The sequence below is a fragment of the Faecalibacillus sp. TM498 genome (assembly GCF_020589955.1).
GTDB classification, from domain to species: Bacteria; Bacillota_I; Bacilli_A; order Erysipelotrichales; family Coprobacillaceae; genus Faecalibacillus; species Faecalibacillus intestinalis.
In genome coordinates this window covers 153,151-165,773 of record NZ_JAJDKB010000001.1, presented here as the reverse complement: position 1 = coordinate 165,773, position 12,623 = coordinate 153,151, and the positions used below count along the sequence as shown (strand labels likewise).

The following is a 12,623-nucleotide window of genomic DNA, read 5'->3' as shown; positions in this document are numbered from 1 at the left end:
ATTGACAAATTTTTGTAATTATACTATTATAATTTTCAATAATAGAATCAAAGGAGAAATGTAAAAGTGGATTCTGCCCAGATAATGAATATTATATCATTAATCATTTTATTAATTTTATCATCGTTGTTTTCTTGTAGTGAAACAGCTTTTTTATCGGTAAGTAAAATTAAAATACGTACACTTGCTGAAGAAGGAAATAAAAAAGCAAAATTAGTAGAGTCTTTATTAGATGATCAAGATCGTTTATTAAGTGCTATTTTAGTAGGAAACAACCTAGTAAATATCGGTGCTTCGTCACTTACAACAGCAACGATTATGGCTATTTTTGGAGATGGTGCACAAACAGTTGCAATCGCAACAGGTGTTGTAACATTGTGTATTTTGATTTTTGGTGAAATCACGCCTAAATCTCTTGCTACTCAAAACGCTGATAAATTAGTTTTTGCTTTAGCACCATTTATTCGTTTTGTTTGTGTAATTACTAAACCAGTTGTTTTTGTATTGAATATTATTACAGGATTTATTATTAAACTTTTAGGTGGTAATCAAGAACATGGCCCTAGTTTAACTGAAGAAGAATTGAAAACAATTGTAACAGTTGGACATGAAGAAGGTGTTCTAGAAAAAGAAGAAAAAGAAATGATACATAATGTTTTTGAATTTGGTGAAACTGAAATCAAAGAGATTATGACACCACGTATTCATGTTGAAAGTTTACCGGATGATTGTACGTATGATGAATTAATGAATGTTTATCATGATGCACAGTATTCTAGATATCCTATTCATGATGAGTCTTTTGATGAAATTATTGGTGTTTTAAATATGAAAGATTTGTTGTTTATCGATATTGATAAAGAACATTTTGATGTTAAAAAGTATATGAGAGAGACTTTTGTGGTCTATGAATTTAATCAAGTCAATGATGTTTTTGCTTCAATGAGAAAGGAACATGCAACACTTGCTATTGTATTAGATGAATATGGTGTTATGAGTGGAATTGTTACTTTTGAGGATATTGTTGAAGAAATCGTTGGTGAAATTGATGATGAATATGATGATGCAAGTGATGATATTGTTAAAATCAATGATCATGAGTATTTAGTAGATGGTAGTTTAAATTTAAATGAGGTCAATGATGAAATTGATACTCATTTTGAATCGGAAGATTTTGAATCAATCGGTGGTCTTGTTTTAGGAGAGTTTAGTGGTGTTCCTAAAATAAAAGATAAAATTGAATTTCCAGGAGTTACAATTATTATCGAAAAGATGCATAAGAATCGAATTGAACTTCTTAGATTAATAATACATGAAATGAAAGAAGAGGAAGAAGGAGAGGAAAAACATCAATAAGATGCTTTTCCTTTTTTAAGGAGGCTATATGAAAACAACAGTTGAAATAAAAAAAATGGGAATCAATGGAGAAGGTATTGGTTACATTAATCGTAAAATTGTCTTTATTAAAGGGGCATTATTAAATGAAGAAGTAGAAATTGATGCCAAACAATACAATAATAAAAATTATTATTTTGGTGATTTAATTAGAGTCATTAAACCTTCACCAATGCGTGTTAAAAATCCATGTCGTGCGAATAAAGAATGTATGGGATGTAATTTATTACATTATGCTTACCCAGCACAATTAAAACATAAAAAAGATTTAATTAAAGAATCTTTAAAGAAGTATACAGAATTAGATCGTTCACAAATTAAGATTGATCAAATTATTGGGATGAATCAAAAAAATGGTTTCCTTACACAAGCCAATTTACCTATTGTAGATTTTAAAGGAAAAGTTACTTTTGGAATTTATCAAAGAGAAACAAAATATTTAACAGTGATGACAGGGTGTATGAAACAACATCCATTAATTAATCAAACATTATTACAATTAGAAGAAGTTTTTAATAATCATCAATGTAAAACATATAATGATAAATTTAGAACAGGTTTAAGATTTATTAAATTACGTGTTTTCCAAGATAAAGTACAAGTCATCATTATTACAGGGAAAGACGGTTTAAAAGATGAAGTGGTAAGTGATATTAAAAAACTAAAACAAGTCAATGGTTTATTTATGTCAATTAATACTTCTAAATATCAAGATTTTGAAAGTCAAGGTTATAAGAAGATTTTTGGAAATACGAAAGAAGAATTTATTTGTGATGGTAAAAAATATATTATGTCTGTTAAAACAACTTTACCAGATCATTTAGAATCTTTTGAAATTAGAAATAAGATTGTTAAAACAATGGTTAAAGGAAGTAAAAAGATTATTTCTATTAATTGTGAAAATGGTATTTTAGAAATGAATTTAGATCAAGAAGTTGTTGCTATTGATGAAAAGAAAGATAATATTGAAAGTGCTACTTATAATGCTAAATTATTAGGAAAAGAAAATATTAAATTTGTTTATGGTCAACCAATTAAGAAAATGGTTACTTTTGCAAAAAAGAAAGTGTATGATACAGTGATTATTCAAGGAGTCAATGGGATTTCTAATGAATTAAAGGATACTTTAAGACTTGGAAAAGTACAAACAGTCATTTATATGAATTCTTCAACATCTATGCTTGCAAAAGATTTGCAAGAATTATCAAAATATTATAAAGTAGAAGAGATCAAAGCAGTAGATAGTCATATGTATCAATCATATGTGACATCAATTGCTAAACTTACAAGAAAATAGGAAGAAGGAATAAAAATGGAATACGATTATACACCAAGAGGTGTCTGTTCAAGAAATATCCATGTAGAAGTTGAAGATGGGATTGTTAAAAATGTTATCTTTACAGGTGGATGTTCAGGAAATACTCAAGGAGTTGCTGCACTAGCAAAGGGTATGAAAGTTGATGAAGTTATTGAACGTTTAAAAGACATCAAATGTGGAGCAAAACCAACAAGTTGTCCAGCACAGCTTGCAAAAAGTTTACAAGAGCATGCTAAATAAGTGCTCTTTTTTTGTTTTTTTCATAAAATAAAATGGTGGTGTTATGTTAATTAGAATCAAAAAAATGCAGTTTCTAGTAGGGATTTGTTTGATTTTGCAAATTATTTTGTCTTCGTTATTTTTACCTTTTCATTTTATAGCGATGTTTTTATCTATTGTCATTATCATTTGGCAAAGAAGATTTTGTGTTTTACAGATTCGTTATCATTACTATGCAGTTATTTTATATATCTATAGGTTGTTTGTTATGCTTGTTTTAACGTATTCTTTTTTTGAAATGTTGTATTTATTTTTAACTTTATATGTTGGTTTGATTTTAATTTTATTATCTTTGAAAACATTTTTGTAATTCTTTTAATCAAGGATGATTTAGCGTATAATATGGAAAAAGGTGGTGGCAACATGATTGGTGAATTGAATATCTATAGTTGTTATAGTTTTCAAAATAGTACGATTTTGATTCAAGATTTATGTAAAAGAGCGAAAGAATTGCATATGGAAGCATTGGCTTTAACAGATATCAATAATATGTATGGTGCGATTGAATTTTCTAATGCTTGTCATCATTATGACATCAAACCTATTTTTGGAATGCAAGGGGATGTACTTATTGATCAAGAAGTTTATCCTTTTTTATTCTATGCAAAAGATCAAATTGGTTATCATGATTTAATGAAAATATGTAGTGATATTAATTTAAGTGAACGTAAAGCGATTGAATTAGAAAGATTATCTTTATATCGTGAACATCTTTTTATTCTTTCTGGATGTAAAGAAGGAATTGTTGAAAGGCTTGTTTTAAAAGAGTTAGAATCTGAGGCTTTAAAATATATTGCATTGTTTAAAAAGATGTTTAAAGATAATTATTATATTTGTATTCAAGATCATCATTTAAAAATGCAATCATTTTTAAATGAACGTTTAAAAGCACTTGCTACTTTACAAGAAGTGAAGGTTTGTGCTTCGAATGAAGTACGTTATTTATATCCACAAGATGCTATAGCGGTTGATTTAATGCAAGCAAGTATCCATGGCGAAAAAATTGATCGAAATTATAAAGTACAAACAAATCAGATGTATTTAAAAGATGCTTATGAGATGTCTTTATTGTTTGATCGCGAAATTATAGAAAATACAAATGATTTGTTAAGAAGATGCAATGTCACTATTGAAACCAACCAAATGCATTTACCACACTATCCTTTACCTGAAAATGTGACGAGCCAAAATTATTTACAGCAACTTTGTATTGTTGGTTTAAAGAAAAGATTTAAAGGAAAAGAAGTTCCTAGAACTTATATAGAACGTTTAAAAAAAGAGTTAAAAGTCATTGCTAAAATGGGATTCAATGATTATTTTTTGATTGTTTTTGATTATGTAAGATTTGCGAAAACACATGATATTCAAGTCGGTCCAGGAAGAGGAAGTGCTGCTGGAAGTTTAGTGAGTTATGTTTTAGGAATCACGAATATTGATCCTTTAAAATATGATTTATTATTTGAACGTTTTTTAAATGAAGAGCGTGTTTCAATGCCTGATATTGATATTGATTTTCAAGATGATAAAAGAGATGAAGTTGTTAAATATGTTACAGAAAAGTATGGACAAGAACATGTTGGACAAATTGTTACTTTTGCTACCTATGGGCCTAAGGTTGCTTTAAGAGATTTAGGAAAAGTCGTTTCAGTTCCTTTACCTAAATTAGAAATGATGTCAAAGTATATTCCAACACAAGGAAAAAATCGAAAAACAGTAAAAGAAGTTTATGAATCTTCCTATGCTTTTGCAAGTATGGTCAATCAAGAAGAAATGTTACGAAAGATTTTACCGGCAATCTATCTTGTAGAACATTTACCACGTAATATTTCAATGCATGCTGCAGGGGTCGTTTTATCAGGAGATTGTTTAAATGAAGTGGTTCCTCTAACAAAAGGTCCTAATCAAAATGTATTGACACAGTATTCTAAAAACTATATTGAAAGTGTTGGTTTATTAAAAATGGATTTTTTAGGATTGAAGAATTTAACTGTAATTTCTGATATTTTAAAAAATATTGAAAAGTATGAAGGTGTTCATTTAAATTTAAATACGATTCCTTTAAATGATGAAAAAACATTTAAGATGTTATCAAATGGAGATACGTTAGGTGTTTTTCAATTAGAATCACCAGGAATGAAAAATTTATTTAGAAAATTAAAGCCAAGCAGTATTGAAGATATTGGAGCTGCCAATGCTTTATATAGACCAGGACCTATGTCACAAATTCCTCATTATATTGCTCGAAAATTTCATCAAGAAAAAGTGGAATACCCACATGATGATTTAAAAGACATTTTAAAATCAACGTATGGTATTATTATTTATCAAGAACAATTAATGCAAGTAGCACAAAAAATTGCTGGTTTTTCACTTGCTAAAGCAGATATATTAAGACAAGCAACTTCTAAAAAGACACTTGGGTTAATGGAATCAATGAAAGAGGAATTTATAAGTGGTGCTTTAAAAAATGGTTATGAAAAAAATCAGGCGGAATATATCTTTGGATTAATTGAAAAGTTTGCGGATTATGGCTTTAATAAAGCTCATGCAATTGCGTATGGTTTAATTGGTTATCAACTTGCGTATTTAAAAGCTAATTATCCCTTATCTTTTTATGGAGCAATTCTTTCTAATGAACAAAATAGTGATGTTCATAAAATGGAATATATTGCAGAAGCTAAAAAATATCAAATTAGAATTTTACCGCCATCCATTAATTATTCTGAACATTATTTTAAACAAGTAGAAGGTGATTTACGTTTTTCTTTATTAGCTATTAAAAATGTAGGACAGGCAGGTTATCTAGCAATTGTTGAAGAAAGACAAAAGAATGGCTTGTTTAAAGATATTTTTGATTTTGTTTCGCGAATGGAAGGAAAGAAAATCACGAGTTTAATGTTAGAAAGTTTAATTGATGCGGGTGCTTTTGATGAATTTGGACTTAATCGTGCGACTTTAAAAGCTAATTTAGAAAAGATTACAGAGTATGCACATTTAAAAAATATGATTGGTATTGATGAACCACCTATTTTAGAAATTATTAAAGAAAATAAAATGGTGCGTTTAGAATTAGAAAAGAAAGCGATAGGTGTGTATTTAACACAACATCCTTTAGCTTATATGAAACAAAAAATCAATCAACCAATTCTTGCAGTCGCAAATTTAAATGAGTATGTCTCAAAAAATGTGAGAGTATTATTATCTTTATTAAGGGTCAAAGTGATCGTTGATAAAAAAGGAAATGAAATGTGTTTTATTGAAGGATTTGATGAAACAGGAAATGTTGAGGGAGTCGTTTTTTCTTCAACGTATCAAAGATATAAGACATTATTAGAAAAAAATAAGATTGTATGTATTGAAGGAAAGATGAATTATCGAGATAAGCTTTCTTTAGTGGTACAAAATGTTAAAGAAGTAAATGAGGTATAAAATGGAAAAATTAGTTGTAATAGATGGGAATTTTTGGTTATTTAGTTGTTATTATGCAACAGCTGCTATGGGGAATTTAATGGTCAATAAAGATGGTGTACCAACCAATGCAGTTTATGGTTTTGCTAATAGATTAGAAAGTTTATTGAAACAAAATCCTGAGTATATTGTGGTTGCTTTTGATGCAAAAGGGAAGACTTTTAGAAGTGAGCTATTGGAAGAATATAAAGGGACAAGAAAGCCAACACCGGATGAACTTGTTTGTCAGTTTTCAATGATTAGAGAATATTTAGAAGCTCATCATATTCCTTATATTGAAAAAGAAGGATATGAAGGTGATGATATTATTGGAACGATTTCTAAAAAAGCGTCAAGTCAAGGCATGGAAGTAGCTGTTTATACAAATGATAAAGATATGATGCAATTGATTGATTCAAATGTTAAACAATACAAAAAGCCTCAAAAGACCAATGATTATGAAGTTATTACAGTTGAAAGTTTTAAAGAAAAATATAATTTAGAACCTAATCAAATGAGAGATCTTTTAGGTCTTATGGGAGACAGTGCTGATAATATTCCAGGAATTCCAGGAATTGGTGAAAAAACGGCTTTGAAGTTATTAAATCAATATGGGACAATAGAAAATCTAAAGGAACATATGGATGAATTAAAAGGTAAAATGGGTGAGAAAGTTAGAACGAATATTGAATTGGGCCTTTTATCTAAAAAGATTGCCACAATTATAACAGATGCACCTGTTGAATTAGATTTAGATGCTTGGAAATATGAAGGACAAGAATATAATGATGATCTTGCAGAGTTTTACAGACGTTATGATATGAATTCTTTACTTAAAAGAATGTCTCTTTCTACAGAAACAAAACAAAGTAAACCTTTAGAATATAAAATTGTTGAAACTTTGCCAAATATTAAAAAGAATACAGCTTTAATTGTAGGAGTCTATGATACGAATTATCATAAATCGGCTATTTTGGGATTTGGTCTTTATAATAAAGATGAAGCCTATTATATTTCTTTAGAGAATGCTATGCATGATGAAAACTTTAAGTCTTTCTTAAAAGATGAAAAGATTGAAAAATATGGTTATGATATAAAAAAATGTATCAATGCTTGTCGTTGGCATGGATTAGAAGTTAAAGGGTATACTTTTGATTTACAGCTTGCTTCTTATATTTTAAATCCTTCTTTAAAAGATGAAATTAAAATCGTTTGTGATTATTATCAATATTTTGATTTACAATTTGATGAGGAGGTTTTTGGAAAAGGTGCTAAAAAACATGTTCCTGAAGAAGATGTCTTATCGAAACATTATGTTTTACAAGCTAAAGCAATTTATGAATTAAAAAATGAAGCAGAACAAAGATTGAAAAAAGATCAACAATTTGATTTATACAAAAATGTTGAAATGCCTGTAGCGTATATTTTAGCGGATATGGAATTTCAAGGAGCTAAAATGGATAAAGATGTTTTAAAACAATTAGGAGATACTTTTAAAGGACAAATTGATCAATTAGAAAAAGAAATTTATTTATTGGCACATAAAGAATTTAATATTTCATCTCCTAAACAATTAGGAGAAGTTCTTTTTGAGGATTTAGGATTACCTAATGGTAAGAAAACAAAAACAGGTTATTCCACATCAGTAGATGTTTTAAATAAATTAAAAAATGTTCATCCAATTATTGATAAAGTTCTAAATTATCGTACATTAAGTAAACTTTATTCAACTTATATTATTGGGTTACAAGAACAAATCTTTATTGATGGAAAGACACATACTATTTATAATCAAGCTTTAACTCAAACAGGACGTTTATCATCAACAGATCCTAACTTACAAAATATACCAGTCAAAACAGAAGCAGGAAAACTTATTAGAAAAGCGTTTGTTCCTGAATATGATTATTTAATATCTTTTGATTATTCGCAAATTGAATTACGTGTACTTGCTCATCTAGCCAATGTCGCAAGTTTAATAGATGCCTTTAATCATGATAAAGATATTCATCGTCATACCGCAAGTGTTGTTTTTGGTGTAAGTGAAGAAGAGGTTACATCAACAATGAGACGAAATGCAAAAGCTGTTAACTTTGGAATTATTTATGGAATGTCTGATTATGGCTTGGCTGAACAATTAGGTGTCACTGTTAAAGAAGCTAAATCATTTATTGAAAAATATTTTGAAAAATATGCTGAGATTAAAGACTATATGAATAAAAGCATTGCTTTTGGAAAAGAAAATGGTTATGTTTCAACTGTCTTAAATAGAAAAAGATATATTCCAGAAATCAATGAAAAGAATTATATGAGACAAGAATTTGGAAAAAGATTAGCGATGAATTCTCCAATTCAAGGATCAGCCGCTGATATTATCAAGCTTGCAATGATCAAAGTGGATCAATTATTAAAAGAAAATCATATGAAATCAAAAATGATTTTACAAGTACACGATGAGTTGATTTTTGATGTTTATCAAAATGAATTGGATAAAATGATGAAACTTGTAAAAGAAGGAATGGAAAGTGCTTATCAAATGAAAGTGGAATTAAAAGCGGAAGGAACTTACGCTAAAAATTGGTATGAGTTAAAGTAGGTGAAAAAATGCCAGAATTACCAGAAGTTGAAACGGTTCGACGAACATTAGAAAATTTTATTTTAAATAAAAAAATTGAAGATATAAAAATTTTATATCCTAAAATCATTGATGATGATCAAGAAGAATTTGTGCAAACTTTAAAAAATAAGACTTTTAAAGAGATTGATCGTGTAGGGAAGTATTTGATTTTTAAATTGGAGGATGTTGCCTTTATTTCTCATCTTAGAATGGAAGGAAAGTATCAAATATGTAAAAAAGGAGATATACTTTCTAAACATGACCATGTTATCTTTGTATTAGATGAGGGCATGGAGTTAAGATATAATGATGTTAGAAAGTTTGGAAGAATGAAGTTGGTGGATCATGATGATTATAAAAATCAACTGCCTTTAAGTAAATTAGGCCCTGAACCTTTTGAAATAGATTACTTAGAGCTTTATCAAAAACTTAAAAAGAAAAATAAAGCGATTAAAACAGTTCTTCTAGATCAAAGTATTATGACAGGGATAGGAAATATTTATGCAAATGAAATTTGTTATCAAATGCATTTAAATCCTTATACTAAAGCCAATGTTTTAAGTAAAAAGAGAGTTAAAGAATTAGTGGATGTTGCTTGTGAGATTTTAAATAAGGCTATTTTACAAGGTGGAACGACAATTCATTCTTTTAGTGCTAATGGAATTGATGGTTTGTTTCAAGTGCAATTAAAAGTGCATATGCAAAAGCATTGCCCATTAGGACATGAGATAAAAAAAGTAATGATTAATGAAAGAGGAACATATTATTGTCCAATATGTCAAAAGGCAAAACGATGAAAGTATACGGAATAACAGGAAGTATTGCATGTGGGAAATCGACAGTCACACATTATTTAATAGAAAGAGGTTATCTTGTTGTTGATGCGGATTTGATTTCAAGAAATGCTCTAACAATTGATCAAGAATGTATTTTGAAGGTTCAAGAGTTATTTGGATGTGTTAAAGATGGAATTGTTGATCGAAAGGCATTAGGAAGAATTGTTTTTCATGATAAAAATGCTAAAAAACAGTTAGAGGCTATTATACATCCTTATGTGATTTTAAAAATGAAGGAAGAAATTGAAAAAAATAAAGAGAGAGATTGTATCTTTTTAGATATTCCTTTATTATATGAGTCTCATTTAGAATATTTGTGTGATGAAATTATTGTTGTTTATTTAGATGAACAAAGACAAGTTCAAAGATTGATGGCAAGAGATCATATTGATGAAAGTTATGCTTATACAATTATCAATAACCAAATTTCTTCTTTAAAGAAAAGAGAAATGGCCGATATTGTTTTTGATAACAATCAAGGGATAGAAGAGTTATATAAACAAATTGATGAATTTATAGAAAGGATCAGTCATGAAGAAATTATTAACGAGTGATGTTTATCAAGTAAGAAGTAGTTATATGCTTGATTTAACAGGTTATAAAACAGTTTTACAACTTTATCAACCATTGATTGGGATGGAAGCTACTGCTCTTTATCTAACACTCAATAGTGAATTGGATCAAATGACACTTACAAAAAGTCCTTCTTTGATTTCTAGATTATGTAAATTATCAGGATTTTCATTAAATTCTTTACAGGAATCTTTTGATAAGTTAGAAGCTGTAGGACTTGTATGTTCATATGTTAAACAAACGAATGATAATCGTTATCTTTTTGATTTGAAAATGCCGTTATCACCTCAAGAATTTATTAATCATCAAATTCTTAATCGTTTATTGAAAGATAGATTGAAAGATGAATATGAAAAAACAATAGCGATTTTTCAAACGTATAATGTTAATTTAAATGATTATCAAGAAATGACAGCATCGTTTACAGATGTTTTTGAAATTCATCATCATGAAAAAAATATATTAAAAGAAAAAAAATATAAACAAAAAATACATAATTCTATTGAAAATAGTTATGATCTAACGTTGTTTTATCAAGGTATTGAAAATTTACAATTATCTAAGAAAATGTTTGATCAAGAAGATGAAAAAATAATTCAACAATTAGGAATCTTATATCATATCAATGCTTTAGATATGCAAGATCTTGTCAAACAATCAATGATTGAAAATCATTTAAATAGTCGGTTATTGGCTCAAAACTGCCGAAACTATTATGATTTAAAAATGCCAGAAAAATTTACAGAGGTATTTCATAAGCAATCACCTTTGCTTCAAAGTGAAAAACAGGGAGAATCTTCTTTACAAAAACATATTTATTATTTAGAAAATATTTCACCTTATGATTTATTAAAAGATAAAATGGGTGGTAAAGAACCATTAAAAAGAGATCTTCAAGTTGTCGAATCTGTTTTAACAACGTTACAATTAGAGCCAGGAGTTGTCAATGTCTTAATAGAAACAACACTTCAAAAGTGTAATCAATCATTACCTAAAAATTTTATAGAAGCTTTAGGAAGTCAATGGAAAAGAAAAAAAATAAAAACAGTTCAAGAAGCGATAGAAGAAGGAAAAGTTTATTTGAAATATCAAAATCAACAACATCATGACTGGGATGATTTTACAAAAGATATTCAAATTGTTTCTCAAGAAAAATCAACAGCTGATAATATTGATGAAGATGCTCTTGCAATGTTAGAAAAATATGACTAGGAGGAGAAAAAATGCAAAGTTTACAAGATTTACATTTATTTGATGATGATCAAAATTTTCAAAAACAAAAAGAAGAAAGTATCAATGAACTTATAAAGGATCCTTACATAATGAAAGTTTTATCTGATGGACAAGTAGGACGAGATTTTATAGAAGAAAATTGGGTTGAATTTTTAGATTTTCAAGAAGATGTGCAAAAATGTAAAGATTGTATGGGGCTTTATCAATGTCATAAAGTTTCTAAAGGAATGAAGCAAGCGGTTCATGTTGAAAATCATCATTTAAAAACAGTACTTGTCCCTTGTAAGTATGGAAAAGAAATATTAGAAAAGCAAAATATTTTAAGTCATATTACTGTTTCAAATGTGAGTGATGATTTATTATTATCTGATTTAAAATCAATTAAAGATATTATGAACAAAGAACTTGCAAGTACAATTGATCATTTTTTATCGAATACGTCAAAAAAAGGTTTATTTATTTGTGGGCCATCTGGTTGTGGAAAATCAACATTAGCTGGTTTTTTAACAAGATCACTTGCTAAACAAGGATATCATTTAGGATATGTGCATTTTCCTACATATTTAATCGATTTAAAGAATTCTTTTAATGAATTTGGAAATGATAATAATATAGAGGAACTTCGTAATGTAGATTATTTAGTGATTGATGATCTAGGTGGAGAAAATGTAACAGGCTGGTCAAGAGATGAAGTTTTAGCAGCTGTATTGACATATCGTAATCAAAATAAAAAGATAACGTTATTTACCAGTCAATACACCCAAGATGATTTAATTAAAATCTATACTTTGAAAAAAGATGCTCGCGAAAAAATAAAAGTAGAGCGCTTACTTAACACAATATTTACAATGAGTATGCCAATTATGATAAAACAATAAGATTTAGCATAATAAATGTGTAAAAATTCTTGTAGAAAAGTCATGAT

At 28.2% G+C, this 12,623-nt stretch carries 10 protein-coding genes; all 10 read left to right on the top strand.

All coding sequences use genetic code 11. The features are described 5' to 3' along the window. Positions 1-84: 84 nt before the first annotated feature. From LJD32_RS00865 to LJD32_RS00820, 10 genes are read left to right on the top strand one after another with little or no spacing between them, the layout of a single operon-like run. Entirely contained in the window at positions 85-1,356 is a 1,272-nt protein-coding gene (locus LJD32_RS00865; RefSeq protein WP_032090536.1) for a hemolysin family protein, read from the top strand. A gap of 28 nt (positions 1,357-1,384) precedes the next feature. After that, positions 1,385-2,692, top strand: coding sequence for a TRAM domain-containing protein (locus LJD32_RS00860; protein WP_147579503.1), 1,308 nt, complete (start codon positions 1,385-1,387; stop codon positions 2,690-2,692). Positions 2,693-2,707: 15 nt separating this feature from the next. After that, entirely contained in the window at positions 2,708-2,953 is a 246-nt protein-coding gene (locus tag LJD32_RS00855) for a TIGR03905 family TSCPD domain-containing protein (RefSeq protein WP_022002938.1), read from the top strand. A 43-nt stretch (positions 2,954-2,996) separates the two neighbouring features. Continuing rightward, positions 2,997-3,302 carry a hypothetical protein gene (locus LJD32_RS00850; protein WP_032090534.1) on the top strand — a complete coding sequence of 102 codons (306 nt, stop codon included), beginning with the start codon at positions 2,997-2,999 and terminating at the stop codon, positions 3,300-3,302. Positions 3,303-3,355: 53 nt separating this feature from the next. Beyond that, positions 3,356-6,421, top strand: a complete 3,066-nt coding sequence (gene dnaE, locus LJD32_RS00845) for a DNA polymerase III subunit alpha (protein WP_147579504.1) — start codon at positions 3,356-3,358, stop codon at positions 6,419-6,421. Position 6,422: 1 nt separating this feature from the next. Next, entirely contained in the window at positions 6,423-9,035 is a 2,613-nt protein-coding gene (polA, locus tag LJD32_RS00840; RefSeq protein WP_227391459.1) for a DNA polymerase I, read from the top strand. Positions 9,036-9,043: 8 nt separating this feature from the next. Continuing rightward, entirely contained in the window at positions 9,044-9,853 is an 810-nt protein-coding gene (gene mutM, locus LJD32_RS00835) for a DNA-formamidopyrimidine glycosylase (protein ID WP_032090531.1), read from the top strand. Then, positions 9,850-10,446, top strand: coding sequence for a dephospho-CoA kinase (coaE, locus tag LJD32_RS00830; RefSeq protein WP_117347849.1), 597 nt, complete (start codon positions 9,850-9,852; stop codon positions 10,444-10,446). The genes mutM and coaE overlap by 4 nt, the downstream gene beginning before the upstream one ends. Then, complete coding sequence (locus tag LJD32_RS00825) at positions 10,424-11,677, top strand: DnaD domain protein (protein WP_227391460.1); 1,254 nt, start codon at positions 10,424-10,426, stop codon at positions 11,675-11,677. Before coaE ends, LJD32_RS00825 begins: the two co-directional genes overlap by 23 nt. An 11-nt stretch (positions 11,678-11,688) precedes the next feature. Continuing rightward, complete coding sequence (locus tag LJD32_RS00820) at positions 11,689-12,576, top strand: ATP-binding protein (RefSeq protein ID WP_119363707.1); 888 nt, start codon at positions 11,689-11,691, stop codon at positions 12,574-12,576. Positions 12,577-12,623: the final 47 nt, after the last annotated feature.